Raw genomic sequence first — 19,555 nt, forward strand, 5'->3', positions numbered from 1 at the left:
CGCCGGTCAGTGCGCGGCTTGCGCGGAGGCGGGGGTGCAGCTCTCGGCCAGCACCGTCACCCCGGTCGCCGTGACGGAGAGGAACCCGCCCGAGACGTCGAAGGCGATCTCCTGCCCACCGGAGTGCTTGATGCGCACCTGGCCCTCCTCGGCCAGCTGACCGAGGAGCGGCGCGTGACCGGGAAGCACACCGAGCTCGCCCTCCGTCGTGCGCGCCATGACCATGTCGGCGTCACCGGACCAGACTTTTTCCTCGACGGCTACGAGCTCGACGTGCAGCTGCCTCGCCACGCTAGTTACTCCTCGTGTGCGCGATTGGTTTTGCCGAGTGTAGTCAATGATCCGACGCGGCGAGCAGTGGGCCTCGCCACGTTGGCACAACTCCTGAAATGCCGGTGGAGCGGCGATCCGCAATCGCGCTGCAGATGACCACTCAACACTTCAGAGCGTGACGTATGTCACGCCGCCATGGTGGCGTTTTCCTGAAAACCAAGCAGAAAAGGGCGCCCCCCGAAGCGGGAGACGCCCTTTGCCGTACGGCTATGTCAGTCCTTCATGAGCTCGTGCGCGTTGCGCTCGAGGTCCTCGAGACCGCCACACATGAAGAAGGCCTGCTCGGGGAAGTGATCGTACTCACCCTCGGAGATCTTCTTGAACGACTCGATCGTCTCCTTGAGCGGGACGGTCGAACCGGGGACGTTGGTGAACTGCTCCGCCGCGTAGGTGTTCTGCGACAGGAACCGCTCGATGCGCCGGGCACGGCCGACCGTGACCTTGTCCTCTTCGGACAGCTCGTCCATACCGAGGATGGCGATGATGTCCTGCAGGTCCTTGTACTTCTGCAGGATCCGCTGCACCTCGCGGGCGACCGTGTAGTGCTCGATGCCGACGTACTCCGGCGCGAGAATGCGCGAGGACGACGCCAGCGGGTCGACGGCCGGGTAGATGCCCTTGTCCGAGATCGACCGCTCGAGGTTGGTCGTCGCGTCCAGGTGGGCGAACGTGGTGGCCGGCGCCGGGTCGGTGTAGTCGTCGGCGGGCACGTAGATCGCCTGGAGCGAGGTGATGGCCTTGCCCCGCACGGAGGTGATGCGCTCCTGCAGCAGACCCATCTCGTCGGCCAGGGTCGGCTGGTAGCCGACGGCGCTCGGCATACGGCCGAGCAGCGTCGAGACCTCCGAGCCGGCCTGCGTGAACCGGAAGATGTTGTCGATGAAGAGCAGCACCTCCTGGTTCTGCACGTCACGGAAGTACTCCGCCATGGTCAGCGCGGACAGGGCGACCCGCAGACGCGTGCCGGGCGGCTCGTCCATCTGACCGAAGACCAGGGCGGTCTTGTCGAGCACGCCACCCTCGTCCATCTCCAGGATGAGGTCGTTGCCCTCACGGGTGCGCTCGCCGACACCGGCGAACACCGAGGTGCCACCGAAGTTCCGGGCGACCCGGATGATCATCTCCTGGATCAGCACCGTCTTGCCGACGCCGGCACCGCCGAACAGGCCGATCTTGCCACCGCGCACGTACGGCGCGAGCAGGTCGAGGACCTTGATGCCGGTCTCCAGCATCTCCGTCTTCGGCTCGAGCTCGGCGAACGCGGGAGCCTTGCGGTGGATCTCCCAGCGCTCGTTGATCTCGAGCTTCGACTCGTCGGCGTTGAGCACCTCGCCGAGGGCGTTGAACACGTGGCCCTTGGTGATGTCGCCGACCGGCACCGAGATGCCGGAGCCGGTGTCGTGCACCTCGGCGCCACGGACGAGACCGTCCGTCGGCTGCATGGAGATGGCGCGGACCTGGTTGTCACCCAGGTGCTGGGCAACCTCGAGCGTCAGCTTCTTGGTGCCCTCGGAGAGGGTCACCTCGACGTGCAGCGCGTTGTAGATCGCGGGCATGGCGTCGCGCGGGAACTCGGCGTCGACGACCGGGCCGATGACCCGGACGACGCGGCCGACCGCGGTCTTGGCTGGTGCAGTCATCACACATCACTTCCCGCCGCCGCCAGCGCGTTGGCGCCGCCGACGATCTCACTGATCTCCTGGGTGATCGCCGCCTGCCGCGCGGAGTTCATCTCCCGCGTGTACCGCTTCAGCAGGTCGTCGGCGTTGTCTGAGGCGCTCTTCATGGCCCGCCGGCGGGCCGCCGACTCACTCGCCGCCGAGTCCAGCAACGCCGCGAAGATCCGCGTGTTGATGTACTTCGGCAGGAGCGCCTCGAGCAGCTCCTCGGCCTCCGGCTCGAACTCGTACGCCGGCAGCGGGCCGGCGACCTGCTGCTCCTCGACCTCCATCGGAGCGACGATGCGCGCCACGGGGGTCTGCGTCATGAGCGAGCGGAACTGGGTGTGGACCATGTACAGCTCGTCGACACCGTAGATGCCGTCCGGGCCGGGGCCGTCCGCAGTGTCGTCCGCGCCGTTGACGAAGGCCTGGATGAGGGTCTCTCCGATCTCCCGCGCGTTCTCGAAGCGCGGCAGTTCGGAGAAGCCCGTCCAGCTGCCCGCGATCTCGCGACCGCGGAACCGGTAGTACGCCACGCCCTTGCGCCCGGAGACGTAGAGCGCGACCTGCTTGCCGTCCGCGCGCAGCCGCGCGATGAGCTGCTCGGCCTGACGGATCGCGTTGGCGTTGTAGCCGCCGCAGAGCCCCCGGTCGCTGGTGACCAGCAGCACCCCGGCCCGGCGGACCGGGCTGCGCGGCACCAGCAGCGGGTGGTCGACGTTGGTGTTGGTCGCCAGTGCCGTCAGCACGCCCGTGATCGCCTCGGCGTAGGGCAGCGACGCGGCGACCCGCTCCTGCGCCTTACCGATGCGGCTCGTGGCGACGAGCTCCTGCGCCTTGGTGATCTTCTTGGTCGACTTGACCGTGCGGATCCTCCGGCGCAGTGCCTGTACCTGACCGGCCATGGCTCAGCCCGACTTCCGGACCTGGCGGGTGACGGTCTCGCGATCCTGCTCACCCTGCAGCGCCTTGGCCGGGGCCTCGTTGATCGGCGCCTCGGAACCCTTGGCCGTGAACGTCTTCTTGAAGTGGGCGATCGCGTCGGTCAGGCCGTCGATCGTCTCCTGCGGCAGCTTCTTCGACTCCGCGATGGCGGCGATGAGCTCCTTGCGGTTGCTGCGGAGGTACTGCAGGAACTCGCCCTCGAAGCGGCGGATCTCGCCGACCGGCACGTCGTCGAGCTTGCCGGTGGTGCCGGCCCACACCGAGACGATCTGGTCCTCGACCGCGAACGGGGAGAACTGCGGCTGCTTGAGCAGCTCGACCAGGCGGGCGCCCTTGTCCAGCTGGGCCCGCGACGCCTTGTCCAGGTCGGACGCGAACGCCGAGAAGGCCTCCAGCTCGCGGTACTGCGCGAGGTCCAGCCGCAGGCGGCCGGCGACGTCCTTCATGCCCTTGACCTGGGCGGAGCCGCCGACGCGGGACACCGAGGTGCCGACGTTGATGGCGGGACGCACACCCTGGTTGAACAGGTCGGACTCGAGGAAGACCTGACCGTCGGTGATCGAGATGACGTTGGTCGGGATGTAGGCCGAGATGTCGTTGGCCTTGGTCTCGATGATCGGCAGACCGGTCATCGAGCCGCCACCGAGCTCGTCGGACAGCTTCGCGCAGCGCTCCAGCAGCCGGGAGTGCAAGTAGAAGACGTCACCCGGGTAGGCCTCACGGCCCGGCGGGCGGCGCAGCAGCAGCGACACGGCGCGGTAGGCCTCGGCCTGCTTCGTCAGGTCGTCGAAGACGATCAGGACGTGCTTGCCGCCGTACATCCAGTGCTGGCCGATGGCCGAGCCGGTGTAGGGGGCGAGGTACTTGAAGCCGGCCGGGTCGTCCGCCGGGGAGGCGACGATGGTCGTGTACTCCATCGCGCCCTGCTCCTCGAGGACACCGCGGGTGGCGGCGATCGTCGAGGCCTTCTGGCCGATGGCGACGTAGATGCAGCGGACCTGCTTCTTCGGGTCGCCGGACTTCCAGTTGTCGCGCTGGTTGATGATCGTGTCGAGCGCGACCGTGGTCTTGCCCGTCTTACGGTCACCGATGATCAGCTGGCGCTGGCCCCGGCCGATGGCGGTCATGGCGTCGATCGCCTTGATGCCGGTCTGCAGGGGCTCCTTGACAGGCTGGCGGGCCATGACGTTGGGCGCCTGGAGCTCCAGCTCGCGGAGGCCCTCGTTGGTGATCTCGCCGCGGTCGTCGATCGGCTCGCCGAGCGGGTTGACCACGCGGCCCAGGAAGGCGTCGCCGACCGGGACCGAGAGCACCCGGCCGGTCCGCTTGACCTGCTGACCCTCTTCGATACGCTCGAAGTTGCCGAGGACGACGACACCGATCTCGCGCACGTCAAGGTTGAGCGAGACGCCGAGCGTGCCGTCCTCGAACTCGAGCAGCTCGTTGGCCATCGTCGAGGGCAGACCCTCGACCTGGGCGATACCGTCGCCGGCGTACGAGACGACGCCGACCTCCTCGCGGGAGATCCGTGAATCAACGGACGACACGTAGCGCTCGAGTGCGCCCCGAATGTCGTCCGAGGAGATGGTCAGCTCGGCCATTCCTCAACCTTCTATCTGGAAGTGAATCAAGCTTCGGGGATTAGTTGGCGAGTGCCGTCTTGGCCTCGGCGAGACGCCGCGACACCGTGCCGTCGTACAGGTCCGAACCGACCTTGACCCGCATACCACCGATGATGCGTGGATCAACGTCGATCTTGAGGGAGACCTCTCGACCGTACAGCTCAGCAAGACGACCGGCCAGGCGCTGCTCGTCAGCCTCGGTCAGGGGGGCCGCGGTCGTGACGTAGGCCACCGAGTGGTCGCGCTGCTTCGCGGCCAGCTCGACGAGGCGGGTCAGCGAGCTCTCGAAGCCCCGGCCACCGAACCCGGTGACCGCCAGCTCCGCCAGCCGCGCCGTCGCCGGCTTGGTCTTGCCGCCGAGCAGGTCCTTGACCAGCTGGACCCGCGCCTCCAGCGGCGACGAGGCGTCGGCGAGCGCCGCGGCGAGACGGGAGTCGCCGGAGACGACCTGCCCGAACCGGAACAGCTCGTCCTCGACGTCGCCGAGCTCACCGGCGCGGTCGACGCCGGACAGCAGCGTGGTGACCCCGAGCAGCTCGACGCCGTCCAGGAGCGCACCGGGGCCGGACCAACGGCCCGTGACCAGGGTCGCGAGGATGTCGAGTGCCTCGTCGCTGACCTTGCCCTCCAGGACGGAGCGCAGGAGCGCGGCGTGGTCCTCACCGGCGCGACCCGGGTCGGCCAGGGCCCGGCGCAGCGGCCGCTCACGCCCGAGCAGACCGGCCACGGCGAGGATCTCCTCGCCGACGGCACCGATCCGCTGAACGTCAGCGCTCGCCGCGAATGCGGCGAGCTTGTCGGCGGCGGCTCCGTAGGACTCCCGGTTGATGGTGTCCATCAACGCCGCCCTGCGGTGCCGGCAGGACTGTCACCGATCTCGTCGAGGAACCGCTCGACCGTGCCACGGCGGCGGGCTTCCTCCTCCAGCGACTCCCCGACGATCCGGCCGGCGAGGTCGACCGCGAGCGAGCCGATCTCGGCGCGCAGCTGACGGACGATGGTTTGCCGCTCGGTCTGCAGGGCCTCGCGGCCGGCCGCGATGATGCGGTCGCTCTCCTCACGGGCCTTCGCGAGGATGTCCTCACGGATGCCCGTGGCGTCGGCGCGCGCCTCGTCACGGATGCTGGCCGCCTCGGTGCGAGCCTCGGCGAGCTGCTGCTTGTACTGCTCCAGCAGCCGGTTGGCCTCGGCCTGCGCCTCCTCGGCGCGCTTGATGCCACCCTCGATCGCGTCGACCCGTGCGCGGAAGGTCTCCTCCATGCGCGGGAAGACGAACTTCATCAGCACGAAGCACAGGATGCCGAAGGCGATCAGGCCGACGACGATCTCCTGCCAGATCGGGATGATCGGGTTGTGTGCAGCTTCCCCTTCAGCGAGGAAAGGCAGCATGGGAAACCTCCCGCTCTAAATGTTGGTGGAGGCGGGGGGCTTACTTGAAGACGAAGCCGAAGGCGATACCCAGCAGGGCGAGCGCCTCGACCACGGCGAAGCCGAGGAACATGTACGTACGGGTCAGGCCGGCCGACTCGGGCTGACGGGCGGTCGACTGGATGTACGACGCGAAGATGATGCCGACACCGATGCCGGGGCCGATGGCGGCGAGGCCGTAGCCGATGGCGCTGAGGCTGCCGTTGACTGCTGCCAGGTGGTCCATGTGGAATTCCTCCTGAGATCTCGCGTGACGCTCACGCGGGACAACTGAAAAAGGTGGTGCCGTTCGCTATCGAAAGCGGGGGAAAGGCGGCTCAGTGCTCGTCGGCGAGAACGCCGGCCAGGTAGTTGGCGGTCAGCAGCGTGAAGACATAGGCCTGCAGCGCCGCGATCAGCAGCTCGAAGAAGGTGAGGCCGATCGTCATCGCCCACGAGACCAGCGAGATCGGCTTGAGGAAGAAGCTCTCCGCGTTGAGCAGCGCGAAGCCGCCGAGCGTGAAGACCAGCAGCAGCATGTGCCCGGCGAACATGTTGGCGAACAGACGCAGGGCGAGCGTGACCGGCTGGAGGATGAATGCCTGCAGGAACTCGATCGGGATCAGCAGGAACTGCATGTACCACGGGGCGGGCAGGTAGACGGCGTGCTTGATGTAACCGGCGAAGCCGTGCTTCTTGATGCCCTGGTACAGGTACAGCACATAGGTGCAGATCGCCAGGCCGGCCGGGAATGCGATGTGCGCCATCGGCGAGACCTGGATGAACGGGATGATCGAGAAGATGTTGCCGACCAGGATGAAGACGAACAACGACGCGAGGTATGGCGCGAACCGCAGCCCCTCGTGGCCGATGACGTCCTTCGCGACACCTTCCCGCACGAATCCGTAGATCGACTCGGCGAGCCACTGCTTCTTGGTCGGGACGATCTTGGGGTCGCGGTAGGAGACCAGGAAGTAGATGAGCACCAGGGCCACGGCCAGCCACAGGAACAGGCTGAACTTGGTCAGCCACTCCACCCCGAACAGGTGGGGGGGGAAGATGTCTTCCACGCTGGGCGGGAAAGGCGTCTCCGCCAAAACCAGACCGCTCACCACGTCCCTCTCGTTATCGATTCAACCGATGCGTCAGGCGCCGAGGCGCTTGACGACCAGGTAGATGCCACCAGCGGCGCCGAGCACGCACCCGATCGCCGTGATGATGCCTCCGGCGTTGAGCCACTCATCGATCAGCCAGCCGACGAAGCCCCACACGGCGATGCCCGAGATGAGGTATCCGACGGCGGCCCAACCTTCGTTGGCACCACTCGATCCGGACTGCTTGGGTGTCTGGTTACCGGCCATGACGCGGTGACCATATCAGCCTGCCGGGAGCACCCGTGCATCGACCCCCGCGTGCTCGTCGCGCGGGGGTTGCTCTAGGGGCCGGATGCCATCAACCGACGGCCGTCAACGTTACTACGCCTAACGCCAGGCGAACGTCAACTACACGACTGATGCGTGAGTGAATGTTGCGCACGGTCACTCCCAGGGGGTTAGCTGAAGGTCAAGGATAACAATGCGTATGGGGGTGATGACCTTGCGCAACGCCGTCATCGCGTTTTTCGTCATTCTGACCGCCATCGTGATCACCAAGACCGACCCCGGCGACAGGTCGCCGGCGGCGTCGAGCGGCGGCGGCCAGCGGGTCGTGTGTTCGGTTTCACCGCAGCGACCCGCGGAGAAGGGCGGCAGGATCGTCGCCGCCGCGCAGTTCCGCTGCGACCCCCCCGGTCCCGACGGGCTGACCGTCACCGTCCGCCTGCAGCGCAACGACGGCGGCACCTGGGTCACGGTGGCCCAGGACACGTTCGTCACCAACGCGGCCTACACGACCCGCGAGCACTCCGCGGCGGCCAGGACCCGGCAGGTCGGCACCGCCTGCGCGGCCGGCACCTTCCGCACCCACGTGGAGGCCAACGTGTACGACAACCGGCGCAACTCCGGTCTGTCGAACGCCAGCGGCGAGCGCCGCAACCCCTGCTGACGGCGCTGCTAGGAGGGCTCGATCTCCACGTAGGGGATCTTCGCCCGCCACACCCAGACCGCCTGGGCGGCGACCCAGATCAGCGTCCCGGCGATCACCAGCGCGCCCAGCCACGGCAGGCCGCCCCAGCCGGTCTCCGCCACGATCCACATGACGACGCCGATGATCGCGAACTTCAGGATGTACGTGCCGAGCGCCACCGGCATCAGCAGGTGCCGGGCCCGCAGGTCGGTCACCGCGATGATCAGGCTCGACACGGTGTAGCTCAGCATGACGAGCGCCACACCGGCGAGGGCGCCGAGCGCGCCGGTGCCGCCGTCACGCCACCAGGCGAGCGGCGCGGCGGCCACGAGCAGGCCGCCCATCGCGATCAACGCGGTCGGCAGGTGCTGCAGTCGCTTCCTCACAGTGGAGCAGGATACGCCGGGAACCGCCCGACCAGCTCGGTCACCCGGTCGCCGACCTGCTCGCCGCGGATCGCGCCGCCGATCAGCTCGGCGATCTCGGCCATCTCCGCCTCGCCCATCCCCTGCGTCGTCACCGACGGCGTGCCGACCCGCACCCCGGAGGCGGTCATCGGCTTCTCCGGGTCGTACGGGATGGCGTTCTTGTTCAGCGTGATCCCCGCGGCGTCGCAGCGCTCCTCGGCGTCGCGCCCGGTGATCCCGAGCCCGCGCAGGTCGATGAGGGCCAGGTGGGTGTCGGTGCCGCCGGACACCGGCCGCATCCCCTGCGCCTCGAGCCCGGCGGCGAGCGCCCGCGCGTTGCGCACGACCTGGGCCGCGTAGTCCGCGAACGCCGGCTGCGCCGCCTCGTGCAGCGCGACCGCCTTCGCCGCGACCGCGTGCATGAGCGGCCCGCCCTGCGTGAACGGGAAGACCGCCTTGTCGATGCGCTGCGCGAGGGACTCCCGGCACAGCAGCATGCCGCCGCGCGGGCCGCGCAGCACCTTGTGCGTCGTGCAGCTGACCACGTCGGCGTGCTCGACCGGCGACGGGATCGCCTTGCCGGCGACGAGGCCGATGAAGTGCGCCGCGTCGACCATCAGGTAGGCGCCGACCTCGTCGGCGATCGCGCGGAAGCGGGCGAAGTCGATCAGCCGCGGATAGGCGGTGGCCCCGCAGATGATCATCGCGGGACGGTGGCTGAGGGCGAGGTCGCGCACCTCGTCGTAGTCGATCAGCTCGTCCTCGCGGCGCACCGGGTACCCGACCGTGTTGAACCACTTGCCGGAGAAGTTGACCTTGCTGCCGTGGGTGAGGTGCCCGCCGTGCGGCAGCTCCATCGCCAGGACGGTGTCGCCGGGCATCAGCAGCGCCGCGTACGCCGCGAGGTTGGCGCTCGCGCCGCTGTGCGGCTGGACGTTGGCGTGCTCGGCGCCGAACAGCGCCTTGGCCCGCTCGATCGCGAGCTCCTCGGCCCGGTCGACGGCCGCGCAACCGCCGTAGTAGCGGCGGCCCGGGTAGCCCTCCGCGTACTTGTTGGTCAGCGTCGAACCCAGCGCGGCCAGGACCGCGGGCGAGGTGAAGTTTTCGCTCGCGATGAGCTGCAGGCCGCCGCGCAGGCGTTGCAGCTCGTCGAGGACGACGTCGGCGATCTGCGGGTCCGTCTCGCGGAGCGCGTCGAAGTCCGGCCCCCAGTAGGTGTCGCCCATGAAAACGAGTCTAGGGGGCATGAGCGCAGGGTAAGCATGAAGTCATGCGATGCCTCGTGACCGGCGCGACCGGGTATGTCGGCGGCCGGCTGGTCCCCCGTCTCCTCGCCGCGGGCCACGAGGTCCGCTGCCTGACCCGCGACCCACGGCGGCTGCGGGACGTGCCGTGGGCCGGCCGCGTCGAGATCGTGCAGGGCGACCTCGTGGAGGAGCAGGACGAGCGCCTCACCGACGCCATGCGCGACGTCGACGTCGTCTACTACCTGGTCCACGCGCTCGGGCAGGCGGCGTTCGAGGACGTCGACCGGCTCAGCGCGCTCAACCTCGCCGTCGCCGCGGTCGACGCCGGCGTGCAGCGGATCGTCTACCTGGGCGGGCCGGCGCCGAGCGAGAAGACCGCCTCGCCGCACCTGCGCTCGCGCGGCGAGGTCGCCGACATCTTCCTGCGCAGCGGCGTGCCGACCGTCGTGCTGCGCGCGGCCGTCATCATCGGCTCCGGCTCGGCGTCGTTCGAGATGCTGCGGTACCTCACCGAGCGGCTGCCCGTCATGATCACTCCTCGCTGGGTGCACAACCGGATCCAGCCGATCGCGATCCGCGACGTCCTGCGCTACCTCGTCGCCGCCGCCACCGTCTTCCCCGTGCCGCTCAACCGGGCGTTCGACATCGGCGGTCCCGACGTGCTCACCTACGCCGAGATGATGCGGCGGTACGCCGTCGTCGCGGGCCTCCCGCCGCGGACCGTGCTGCCGGTCCGGGCGCTCACTCCCTGGCTGTCGTCGCACTGGGTCGGCCTGGTCACGCCGGTGCCCAACCGGATCGCCCGCCCGCTCGTCGGCAGCCTCATCCACGAGGCGGTCTGCCGCGAGCACGACATCGCCGCGTTCGTGCCCGACCCGCACGACGGGCTCACCGGCTTCGACCTCGCCGTCCGGCTCGCGCTGCGCAGGATCCGCGACGCGGACGTGGAGACCCGCTGGGCCAACGCGGCGCTCCCGGGCGCGCCGAGCGACCCGCTGCCGTCGGATCCCGCGTGGTCCGGCGGCACGGTGTACCGCGACGAACGCAGCCGGACCGTCGAGGCCGCGCCGGACCAGCTGTGGCGCGTCATCGAGGCGATCGGCGGGCAGAACGGCTGGCACTCCTTCCCGCTCGCCTGGTCGGTCCGCGGCTGGCTGGACCGGCTCGTGGGCGGGGTCGGGCTGCGCCGCGGCCGCCGCGACCCGCACCGCCTCTACGTCGGCGAGGCGCTGGACTTCTGGCGCGTCGAGGAGATCGTGCCGGGCGAGCTGCTGCGGCTGCGCGCGGAGATGAAGCTTCCGGGTCAGGCCTGGCTCGAGATGCGCGTGGCGCTCGATCAGCGGGGGCGGCTGGTGTACGAGCAGCGCGCCGTCTTCCTGCCGCGCGGACTTGCCGGCCACCTGTACTGGCTCGCCGTCGCGCCCTTCCACGCGGTCGTCTTCGGCGGCATGGCGCGCAACATCGCCCGCTCGGCCGAGCGCCTGCCCTTGACCGAGACCGCGGACGTCAGCGGTTGACCAGCTTCCCCGTTCGTCGGCACGCGGTCAGCGGTTGAGCAGCGCCGCCGTTCGCCGGCACGCGGTCAGCGGCTGAGCAGCGCCGCCGCGAGGGGGCGGGTCAGCGCCTGGACCTGGTCGGCGACGATGCCGAAGAAGTCGTCGGGGCGGCCCCACGGATCGGCCAGGTCGTCCTCGTCACGCACCTCGTCGCGGGCCTTGTCCACCAGGTCGACGAGCGCCACGCCACGGTCGTACACGTCGGCGGTCGCGGGCAGGTCCGCCACCACCGCCGGCAGCAGGCGCGCGAACTGCCCCCACACGAACGTCCGGCTCGCCGCGTCCGGCCGCAGGGACACCACGAAGTCGACCTGTTCGGCCGTCGCGGTCAGTACCAGATCCGAGGCGTCGACGTGCTCGGCCAGCAGCTTGCGGGCGCGGAAGCCCGCGGTGTCGCCGCCCCGGGCGAGCACCTGCCGGGCCGCCTGCGGGTCCATCGGCTCCCCCGCGTGCCATCCGCCGGTGCCCGCGCCGTGGACATAGACCAGGTCAGGCGGCGCGCCGAGGGCGGCGAGGTCGGCGACCAGCAGCCGCTCGGCCATCGGCGACCGGCAGATGTTGCCCATGCACACGCACAGGACGCTGAACGGCGCCATGCGGCCTCAGTCCTCCAGGCCGATCAGGGTCGGCACGACCTCGCGCAGCTTCTCGATCGGGATCGCGCCGGCCCGCAGCACCCGGTGCTCGCTGTTGGTCACCGAGATGATCGTGCTGGCGACCGGCTCGGGGCACGGGCCGCCCTCCAGGTAGACGCTCACCGAATAGCCCAGCTGGTCGCGGGCCTCCGCCGCGGTCTCCGCCGCCGGCTGGCCCTGCTTGTTGGCCGACGAGACCGCCATCGGTCCGGTCTCGCGCAGCACCTCCAGCGCGATCGGGTGCAGCGGCATGCGCACCGCGACCGTGCCGTCGCCGCCGCCGAGGTCCCACTGCAGGCTCGGCGCGTGCTCCACGACGATCGTGAGCGCGCCCGGCCAGAACGCGTCGACGAGGTCGCGCGCCGCCTGCGGCAGCCCGAAGACGAGCCCGTCGAGGGTGTGCCGGGAGCCGACGAGCACCGGCACCGGCGCGGAGCTGCCCTTGGCGTTGTTGAGCGCGGTGACCGACCAGGACTTGAACGCGTCGGCGCCGATGCCGTAAACCGTGTCGGTCGGCATGACGACCAGGTCGCCGCGGCCCACCGCCTCGATCGCGGCGGCGATCCCACGGTCGCGCTCGGCAAGCTGGCTGCAGTCGTAGAGCATCACGCGGCTAGTCTGCCACCCGCCGGGCGGTGACGAAGCGCGGGCGTCCGGCGAGATCGCGGTGGTCCGTCACCTCGTCGAAGCGCCCGGTCGCGCGGATCAGCGCCGGCAGCGTCTCGCCGTGGCTGTCGTCGTGCTCGATCCCCAGCCGTCCGCCGGGCCGCAGCAGCCCGGCCGCCCGGTCGACGAGCCCCGGCATGAGCGCCAGGCCGTCGCCGCCCGCGAACACGGCGTCGTGCGGGTCGTACACCGAGACCTCCACGTCGACCGGCACGCCTTCCGGGACGTAGGGCGGGTTGCTCAACACCAGGTCGACCGTGCCGTCGAGCTCGCGCAGGGTGGCCGGGTCGGTCACGTCGCCCTCGACCACGTGGACGTCCGGTGCCAGGCTCGCCACGTTGCGCCGCAGCCACCGCAGCGCGGCGGGGCTCCGCTCCACGCACCACACGTCGGTGCCCGCGTCCCGCATCGCGATGGCGATGGCTCCCGACCCGCCACAGAGGTCCACGATTGTCGTTTTCGGCGTCTGTACGAGCTGCCGCCGCGCCTTCTGCGCCCACTCCACCAGCAGCTCCGTCTCGAACCGTGGGATGAAGACGCCCTCGCCGACCGCGAGCTCGTGCCCGTAGAACGGCGCCGTGCCGGTCAGGTGCTGCAACGGAACCCGCGCGCTCCTCCGGCCGACGAGGTCGCTGATCCGCGCCCGTTGTCCCGCGTCCGGCAAGGGTGCGGTCAGCAGCCGCGACCTGGAGATTCCCAGCACGTGGGCGGCGATCAGCTCCGCGTCGACCCGCGGCGACGCCACCCCCGCGAGGTCCAGCGCGCGGGTGGCGGCCGCGATCACCACGGAAAGCGTGGCGGTTTCGCCGTCCGGCATGTCATCTTCGGTGCTGTGCACCCCATAATCATGGGGCGCGCGAAAGGAGGGTCCGATGGCGGTGGCAGACCGCACGTCGGAGCTGACCCGCGCCCGGCGCCTGATCTTCGACGACCACCTCGGCGAGGCGATGACGGTCATCGACCGCATCCTGGCCGGCGACCAGCCCCCGCACGACCGCGTCGAGGCGCTCACCCTGCGGCTCATCGCCCTGATCAACATGGGCAGCGCCGAGGACTACCCGGCCGCCCTCGACGCCGGCCTCGCCGCCGCCCGCCAGGTGCAGGACCCGGCGCAGTACGGTGAGCTGCAGGCCCTCGCCGCGATCGTCGCCCTGCGGGCGGGCTCGCTGGACCGCTGCGTCCGCGCGCTCGTGCACGGCTCGCGGGCCCTCGGCGCCGTCGAGCTCACCGACGAGACCACCGCGTGGGGCTGGCACAACCTGGCGATGGCCTACTCGTACACCGGCTTCCACGAGCACGCGAACGCCGCCATGGAGAAGGCCCGCGAGGTCGCCGCCGAGGTCGGGGTCGCCACCGCCAACACCGACTTCGCCACCCCGCAGATCCGCCTCCTGCACGCCGTCGAGCTGGACCACCTCGGCGACAGCGAGGGCTGCCAGCGCATACTGCGCGACGTCGTGAGCGACCTCGAGCGCAAGCACAAGGACAACGACCTCGACAAGCTGCGCCCCATCGCCCGCGGTGCGCTCGGCTACGCGGTCCTGCGCCTGGGCACCCTCGGCATCCAGGGCCTCGTCACCGACGTCGACCCGTGGCCGCTGCTGGAGTCCGCCGGGATGTCCACCCGCGCCCGCGACCTGCGCACCCTCGGCGCCGTCTGCAAGGCCATCGCCGAGCGCCGCCCGATCGAGGCCGTCGCCCGCCTGGAGACCGCCCACGTCAGCGACGAGTCCCTGGGCGCCGCCGAGCAGCACCGCCTCCGCGCCCTGGCTCATCTGGGCACCGGCGACTACCGCTCGGCGTACCACGCCGACCGCCACGCCTTCCACGTCGCCAACGTGCAGCCCGACCGGCTCCGCGACCTCTTCGTGGAAGGCATCGCCGCGCTCCTGGACCACGAGGACCTGGTCCGCCGCGTCGACTTCCACCGCGGCGAGGCCCAGACCGACCCCCTCACCGGCCTGCCCAACCGCCGCTACCTCGAGGAGCACGTCACCAAGCTCGTCGCCACCGGCGGCCACGCCGTCCTGGGCGTCTGCGACCTGGACGGCTTCAAGCAGGTGAACACCCGCCACGGCCACCTCTCCGGCGACCTCGTCCTGCAACGCGTCGCCGGCGTGCTCAACCGCGTCATGCGCAAGGGCGACTTCGTGGCCCGCTACGGCGGCGACGAGTTCGTCGTCGTCCTGCCCACCACCTCGGCCGCCGAGGCCCGCGAGATCCAGCGCCGCATCGTCGCCGCCGTCGCCGCCGAGGACTGGCACGCCCTCGTCCCGGGCACCCCCGTCGGCGTCACCATCGGCTGGGCGGGCCTGTCGGGCGAGGACTTCGAGTCGGTCGCCGAAGCCTTCGAAGCCGCCGACCACGCCATGCTGCGCGCCAAAACCCCCCGCCCCCGCGCCGCCAGCTGAGCCGTGCTTCCGCCCCACCGCTGCGCGGCGGGTCCCGGCGGGGATTCTCACCCGCACCCCAATGCGCCGCTCCGCGCCGCACTGCCCTCCCCCATGATCCGGAAGACCTTGTGCACCCCTGACTACACAATCTCTACCGGATCACGGAAACTCCGGGCAGTCCCGAATCAGTTCGGCAGTCCTGACCACCAGAACCGCACGGGATCATGAGGTAGTGATGAACATCGCCTGCTTGACCGGGCGGTACCGGAGCGGTTCCATATGATCCGGAAGATGCGCTGCGCGAGAGGCCAGGTGGGATGCTGGCGAGGTGTCGGGGGTGCCGACAGTTCCCCTGAGTGCCGGATATTTCGGAATTGGGAGGGGGCGGCAGCGTGAGGAAAGGAGTTAGGAGCGGGTCAGCGGACGGCGTGCAGGATGCGGGCGTTTTCCTCGCGGATGCGGGCGCGCTCCTGGTCGGCGCAGACGGCGGCCCAGGCGTTGGCCTTGGCGGTGGGCATGCGGTCGGCGCCGAGCATCGACAGACCCACCTTGTAGATCAGGTCGGCAGCGGTGCCGACCACTACGCGTGGGGCTGTGGACAGGTCGACGGGCGACGATGGCATGGCGTCCCTCCGGAGGCTCGGCTCGGCAGCGTGATCACGATCGGTAAGGTCGTCCGGCTCGAAACGCTACCTGACTCCAGGCTGCCCCTGCACCGTTTCCGCAATGTGACGTCTGCGTTAGACCCGCATCACCCTCGGCTGAGCTGGTCGTCACCTGCGAGGCGGGCCTTGCGGTCGGCGTCGGCCAGGGCGTCCAGGACGCCGTCGAGGTCACCGGCCATGGCCAGGTCCAGGTTGTACGCCGTGTAACCGATGCGGTGGTCGGAGATGCGGTTCTGCGGGTAGTTGTAGGTGCGGATGCGCTCGGAGCGGTCGACGGTGCGCACCTGGGAGCGGCGGGCGTCGCCTGCCGCTGCGGCGGCCTGCTCCTCGGCGAGGGCGGCCAGCTTGACCTTGAGCATGCGCATCGCGCGGTCCTTGTTCTGCAGCTGGGAGCGCTCGTTCTGGCAGGAGACGACGATGCCGGTCGGCAGGTGCGTGATGCGGACGGCGGAGTCGGTGGTGTTGACGCTCTGGCCGCCGGGGCCCGAGGAGCGGAAGACGTCGATGCGCAGGTCGTTGGCGTCGACCTCGATCTCGCCCGCCTCCTCGATCTCGGGGGTGACGAGGACACCGGCGGCGCTGGTGTGGATGCGGCCCTGCGACTCGGTGGCCGGCACGCGCTGGACGCGGTGGACGCCGCCCTCCCACTTGAGCCTGGACCAGACGCCGTTGCCGGCCTCGGGGATGCCGCGGGTCTTGATGGACACGGCGACGTCCTTGAAGCCGCCCAGGTCGGACTCCTGCGAGTCGAGGACCTCGGTCTGCCAGCCGTGGCGCTCGGCGTAGCGCATGTACATCCGCAGCAGGTCGCCGGCGAACAGGGCGGACTCCTCGCCGCCCTCGCCCGCCTTGACCTCCAGGATGATGTCCTTGGCGTCGTTGGGGTCGCGCGGGGCGAGCAGCTCGGCCAGGCGCTCCTCGATGTGCGGGATGCGCGCCTCCAGCTCGTCGGCCTCACCGCCGAACGCCGGGTCCTCGGCGGCCAGCTCGCGGGCCGCCGCGAGGTCCTCGCGGGCCGCGTCGAGCTCGCCGGAGGTCTTCGCGATCGGCGACAGCTCGGCGAAGCGCCGGCCGGTCTTGCGGGCCAAGCCCTGGTCGGCGTGGATGCTCGGGTCGGCGAGCTTCTGCTCGAGCTCCTGGTATTCGGCGAGAAGCGCCTGCAGTCGCTGCCCTGAAGAGGTGTCGGTGCTCATTGTCTCGCGCCCCACAAGAGAATCCCACGAGGGGAAAACGGCCAAAGACGAAGTCGGCGCCCGCACCGACCCCCGTGCCAGACAGAGGTGGTGCGGGCGCCGGAGGCGCAGCTAGGCCTTCTTGGCCTGGACCTTCGCGTACTTCTGCTGGAACTTCGCGACCCGGCCGGCCGTGTCGAGCACACGCTGCTTGCCCGTGTAGAACGGGTGGCAGACGGAGCACGTCTCCACGTGGATCGTGCCGCCCTTGGCGGTGCTGCGGGTGGTGAAAGCGTTGCCGCAGGAACAGGTGACCTCAGTGGTCGCATACTGCGGGTGGATGTCCGGCTTCATGGCCGCCGTCCTTTCGTCGTGGTCGCCGGGTCGCCGTATGGCGTGAACCGGAACCTGGTCTGGCCGTCGGTCAAGTCTGCCATGACCGGGTCACGGCACCTCAACCGGTGTCTGTAACGCCACTCCCCCCGCCGGCATTCCCGCCGCCGAAGCGAGCGAAGCATGGTAACCGCGCTGCACCCAAGTACACGCGAATAAGGCGAGCACGGCTCACCTACCCTGGCCCGTGCTATGAGCCTTCACATCGACGCACTGTGTGACCCGGCGCTGCTGGCCGAGATGGCCGGCGGCGGCTTCGTGCGCACCCAGCGCCACCCCTCGCTGCCCCTGCTGATCCACAACTACACCGAGAAGGCGCAGTACGAGAACGTCTGGAACGCGGCCACGCTCGCGTGCCGGGGCCTCGTCGCGCACGCCGAGACCGGCATGATCCTGGCGCGGCCGTTCACGAAGTTCTTCAACCACGGCCAGCCGGGCGTGCCCGAGATGGACTTCGACGGTCCGGTGCGCGTCACCGACAAGGCCGACGGCTCGCTGGGCATCATGTACCCGACGCCGGACGGCTGGGCGTTCGCGACCCGCGGCTCGTTCGACTCGGAGCAGGCGCGGCACGCGACGGCGCTGTTCCGCCGGCGGTACGCCGGCCGCTTCACGCCGCCGGAGGGCCTCACAGTGCTGGTGGAGATCATCTACCCGTCGAACCGGATCGTGCTCGACTACGACGGCCTCGACGACCTCGTGCTCCTCGGCGCGGTCGAGATCGCCACGGGCCGCAGCCACGGCCCGGAGATGGTGCCCGGCTGGCCGGGCCCGGTCGTCGACACGTTCGACCACGCGACGCTCGCCGACGCGCTCGCCGCGCCGCCGCGCGACAACCGCGAGGGCCTCGTCGTGCATTTCACCGGCACCGACACCAGACTGAAGATCAAGTATTCGGAGTACGTGCGGCTGCACCGCATCGTGACCGGGCTCAACGCGCGGGTCGTGTGGGAGGCCGCCGGCGCCGGCACGCTCGACGCGCTGCTGGAGCCGCTGCCCGACGAGTTCCACGTGTGGGCCACGAGGATCGCCGACGGGCTGCGCGAGGAGGCGGCGGCGCTCGCGGCCGAGGTCGAGTCGGCGTACGAGGCGACCGTCGCTACGCTGCCCGACGGCTGGGGGCGCAAGGAGTTCGCGCTCGCGGTCGCGAAGCACCCGGCGCGCAGCTGCCTGTTCCTGCGCCTCGACGACAAGGACTACCGGGGCCTGCTCTGGCAGCGGGTCCGGCCCATGGTGACGGAGGAGAGCTGATGGCGTCGCTGACCATCACCCGGGGGCTGCCCGCCTCGGGCAAGACCACCTGGGCGCGTGAGCAGGCGGGGCTGGTCCGCGTGAACCGCGACGACCTCCGCGCGATGATGCACGGCGGCCGGGTCGCCGACGACACGCTGCGCGGCCGGGCCGAGAAGGAGGTCACGCAGGCGCACCACGCCGCGATCGACGCGCTGCTGCTCGGCGGCGCCGACGTCGTGTGCGACGACACCAACCTGCGGTCCCGGGTCGTGCGCGAGCTGGCGGAGCTGGCGGCGAAGCACGGCGCGGCCTTCACCGTGCGCGACTTCACCGACGTGCCCGTCGACGAGTGCGTCCGGCGCGACGCCCTGCGCGAGGGCCCCGGTCACGTCGGTGAGGAGGCGATCCGGTCCATGCATCAGCGGTACCTGGCGGGCCGCGCCCTGCCCTTGTCGCTGCCGGTGCTCGACACCGACCCCGGTGTGACGTACGAGCCGCCGCCGGACGCGCCGCGGGTGGTGCTGGTCGACATCGACGGCACGGTCGCGCTGATCGCCGACCGCAGCCCGTACGACGTCAGCCGGGTCCGCACCGACCTGCCCAACGCGCCCGTGATCGCGGCGGTCCGGGCGATGCACGCGGCGGGGCACGAGATCGTGTACTGCAGCGGCCGCACCGACGACTGCCGCGACGACACGGCGGCGTGGCTGGACGAGCACGTCGGCGTCCCGTACGCGGGCCTGTTCATGCGTGTCACCGGCGACCAGCGGCGCGACAGCATCGTGAAGCAGGAGATCTTCGACAAGGAGATCCGCAGCCGGTATCACGTGGTCGGCGTCTTCGACGACCGTCAGCAGGTGGTCCGGATGTGGCGGGCCCTGGGCCTGACCGTCTTCCAGGTCGCGGAGGGCAACTTCTAGTTCAGGGCTTCCGGCTTGTGTACGGCCTCGCGCCCGGTCTCGTCGCTCCGCACCACGAACTGCGGCTCGCGCTCGGAAGCGGCGACGGTCCGGCCGGCGGCCTGCGTGCGGCCGGTGATCCTGCGGATGACGGTGCCGTTGACGGTCTTGCCGTGCGACCGCCAGCGCACCTTGTCGCCTCGTTTCATGGTGTACAGGTACCCGAAAGCCCCCGTGGATCACGTCCACGGGGGCTT

General features: G+C 70.2%; 23 protein-coding genes. 5 read left to right on the forward strand and 18 right to left on the reverse strand.

Annotated elements, in window-relative coordinates:
* Positions 1-6: 6 nt before the first annotated feature.
* The 9 genes from ABD332_RS44330 to ABD332_RS44370 all read right to left on the reverse strand — a co-directional run bounded on the left by ABD332_RS44330 (position 7) and on the right by ABD332_RS44370 (position 7,329).
* Entirely contained in the window at positions 7-291 is a 285-nt protein-coding gene (locus tag ABD332_RS44330) for a F0F1 ATP synthase subunit epsilon (protein WP_344510305.1), read from the reverse strand.
* 254 nt (positions 292-545) lie between these two features.
* Positions 546-1,973, reverse strand: coding sequence for a F0F1 ATP synthase subunit beta (gene atpD, locus ABD332_RS44335; protein ID WP_344510307.1), 1,428 nt, complete (start codon positions 1,971-1,973; stop codon positions 546-548).
* Positions 1,973-2,899 (reverse strand): F0F1 ATP synthase subunit gamma, encoded by a 927-nt coding sequence (locus ABD332_RS44340; protein ID WP_344510308.1) that lies wholly within the window; start codon positions 2,897-2,899, stop codon positions 1,973-1,975. Before ABD332_RS44340 ends, atpD begins: the two co-directional genes overlap by 1 nt.
* A 3-nt stretch (positions 2,900-2,902) precedes the next feature.
* Positions 2,903-4,540 carry a F0F1 ATP synthase subunit alpha gene (gene atpA, locus ABD332_RS44345; RefSeq protein WP_344510310.1) on the reverse strand — a complete coding sequence of 546 codons (1,638 nt, stop codon included), beginning with the start codon at positions 4,538-4,540 and terminating at the stop codon, positions 2,903-2,905.
* Positions 4,541-4,580: 40 nt separating this feature from the next.
* Positions 4,581-5,399, reverse strand: a complete 819-nt coding sequence (locus ABD332_RS44350; RefSeq protein ID WP_344510312.1) for a F0F1 ATP synthase subunit delta — start codon at positions 5,397-5,399, stop codon at positions 4,581-4,583.
* Positions 5,399-5,950 (reverse strand): F0F1 ATP synthase subunit B, encoded by a 552-nt coding sequence (locus ABD332_RS44355; RefSeq protein ID WP_425552387.1) that lies wholly within the window; start codon positions 5,948-5,950, stop codon positions 5,399-5,401. The genes ABD332_RS44350 and ABD332_RS44355 overlap by 1 nt, the downstream gene beginning before the upstream one ends.
* A gap of 40 nt (positions 5,951-5,990) precedes the next feature.
* The gene (gene atpE, locus ABD332_RS44360; protein WP_344510314.1) at positions 5,991-6,215 is read right to left on the reverse strand and encodes an ATP synthase F0 subunit C; all 225 of its coding nucleotides are present in this window, start codon (positions 6,213-6,215) and stop codon (positions 5,991-5,993) included.
* 91 nt (positions 6,216-6,306) lie between these two features.
* Complete coding sequence (atpB, locus tag ABD332_RS44365; RefSeq protein ID WP_344510454.1) at positions 6,307-7,080, reverse strand: F0F1 ATP synthase subunit A; 774 nt, start codon at positions 7,078-7,080, stop codon at positions 6,307-6,309.
* A 33-nt stretch (positions 7,081-7,113) separates the two neighbouring features.
* A complete protein-coding gene (locus ABD332_RS44370) occupies positions 7,114-7,329 on the reverse strand; it encodes an AtpZ/AtpI family protein (protein WP_344510316.1) in 216 nt (71 codons plus the stop codon).
* Positions 7,330-7,549: 220 nt separating this feature from the next.
* On the opposite strand from ABD332_RS44370, the gene ABD332_RS44375 reads away from it, so the two are divergent.
* Complete coding sequence (locus tag ABD332_RS44375; RefSeq protein ID WP_344510318.1) at positions 7,550-8,011, forward strand: hypothetical protein; 462 nt, start codon at positions 7,550-7,552, stop codon at positions 8,009-8,011.
* A gap of 8 nt (positions 8,012-8,019) precedes the next feature.
* Here ABD332_RS44375 and ABD332_RS44380 read toward each other — a convergent pair whose 3' ends face one another.
* Both ABD332_RS44380 and ABD332_RS44385 read right to left on the reverse strand, forming a co-directional pair.
* Positions 8,020-8,418 (reverse strand): Cg1360 family ATP-synthase-associated protein, encoded by a 399-nt coding sequence (locus ABD332_RS44380; RefSeq protein WP_344510320.1) that lies wholly within the window; start codon positions 8,416-8,418, stop codon positions 8,020-8,022.
* Positions 8,415-9,665 (reverse strand): serine hydroxymethyltransferase, encoded by a 1,251-nt coding sequence (locus ABD332_RS44385; protein WP_344510322.1) that lies wholly within the window; start codon positions 9,663-9,665, stop codon positions 8,415-8,417. Before ABD332_RS44385 ends, ABD332_RS44380 begins: the two co-directional genes overlap by 4 nt.
* A 44-nt stretch (positions 9,666-9,709) precedes the next feature.
* Here ABD332_RS44385 and ABD332_RS44390 point away from each other — a divergent pair, with 44 nt between their 5' ends.
* Positions 9,710-11,203 (forward strand): SDR family oxidoreductase, encoded by a 1,494-nt coding sequence (locus tag ABD332_RS44390; RefSeq protein ID WP_344510324.1) that lies wholly within the window; start codon positions 9,710-9,712, stop codon positions 11,201-11,203.
* Positions 11,204-11,268: 65 nt separating this feature from the next.
* On the opposite strand, the gene ABD332_RS44395 is transcribed toward ABD332_RS44390, so the two are convergent.
* Genes ABD332_RS44395 through prmC form a run of 3 tightly spaced genes read right to left on the reverse strand, consistent with a single transcriptional unit; the run spans position 11,269 to position 13,360 of the window.
* Positions 11,269-11,838, reverse strand: a complete 570-nt coding sequence (locus ABD332_RS44395) for an arsenate reductase/protein-tyrosine-phosphatase family protein (RefSeq protein WP_344510326.1) — start codon at positions 11,836-11,838, stop codon at positions 11,269-11,271.
* Between the two features lie 6 nt (positions 11,839-11,844).
* Positions 11,845-12,483: an L-threonylcarbamoyladenylate synthase gene (locus ABD332_RS44400; RefSeq protein WP_344510456.1), complete on the reverse strand. Its 639-nt coding sequence runs from the start codon at positions 12,481-12,483 to the stop codon at positions 11,845-11,847.
* Between the two features lie 7 nt (positions 12,484-12,490).
* The gene (prmC, locus tag ABD332_RS44405) at positions 12,491-13,360 is read right to left on the reverse strand and encodes a peptide chain release factor N(5)-glutamine methyltransferase (RefSeq protein ID WP_344510458.1); all 870 of its coding nucleotides are present in this window, start codon (positions 13,358-13,360) and stop codon (positions 12,491-12,493) included.
* 55 nt (positions 13,361-13,415) lie between these two features.
* On the opposite strand from prmC, the gene ABD332_RS44410 reads away from it, so the two are divergent.
* Entirely contained in the window at positions 13,416-14,954 is a 1,539-nt protein-coding gene (locus tag ABD332_RS44410; protein WP_344510328.1) for a GGDEF domain-containing protein, read from the forward strand.
* Positions 14,955-15,352: 398 nt separating this feature from the next.
* Here the strand turns inward: ABD332_RS44410 and ABD332_RS44415 are convergent, their stop codons facing one another.
* The 3 genes from ABD332_RS44415 to rpmE form a co-directional block, all read right to left on the reverse strand.
* Complete coding sequence (locus ABD332_RS44415; protein ID WP_344510330.1) at positions 15,353-15,559, reverse strand: hypothetical protein; 207 nt, start codon at positions 15,557-15,559, stop codon at positions 15,353-15,355.
* Between the two features lie 128 nt (positions 15,560-15,687).
* Entirely contained in the window at positions 15,688-16,794 is a 1,107-nt protein-coding gene (prfA, locus tag ABD332_RS44420; RefSeq protein ID WP_344510460.1) for a peptide chain release factor 1, read from the reverse strand.
* A 111-nt stretch (positions 16,795-16,905) separates the two neighbouring features.
* On the reverse strand, positions 16,906-17,127 hold the full coding sequence (gene rpmE / locus ABD332_RS44425) for a 50S ribosomal protein L31 (RefSeq protein WP_344510332.1): 222 nt from the start codon (positions 17,125-17,127) through the stop codon (positions 16,906-16,908).
* Positions 17,128-17,358: 231 nt separating this feature from the next.
* On the opposite strand from rpmE, the gene ABD332_RS44430 reads away from it, so the two are divergent.
* The gene (locus ABD332_RS44430) at positions 17,359-18,417 is read left to right on the forward strand and encodes an RNA ligase (protein WP_344510334.1); all 1,059 of its coding nucleotides are present in this window, start codon (positions 17,359-17,361) and stop codon (positions 18,415-18,417) included.
* Positions 18,417-19,319 (forward strand): phosphatase domain-containing protein, encoded by a 903-nt coding sequence (locus ABD332_RS44435; protein ID WP_344510336.1) that lies wholly within the window; start codon positions 18,417-18,419, stop codon positions 19,317-19,319. Before ABD332_RS44430 ends, ABD332_RS44435 begins: the two co-directional genes overlap by 1 nt.
* Here the strand turns inward: ABD332_RS44435 and ABD332_RS44440 are convergent.
* A complete protein-coding gene (locus ABD332_RS44440; protein ID WP_344510338.1) occupies positions 19,316-19,507 on the reverse strand; it encodes a hypervirulence associated TUDOR domain-containing protein in 192 nt (63 codons plus the stop codon). The genes ABD332_RS44435 and ABD332_RS44440 overlap by 4 nt on opposite strands.
* Between the last annotated feature and the right edge of the window lie 48 nt (positions 19,508-19,555).

Origin of the sequence: Dactylosporangium maewongense (genome assembly GCF_039531485.1) — a bacterium.
Classification (GTDB): domain Bacteria; phylum Actinomycetota; class Actinomycetes; order Mycobacteriales; family Micromonosporaceae; genus Dactylosporangium; species Dactylosporangium maewongense.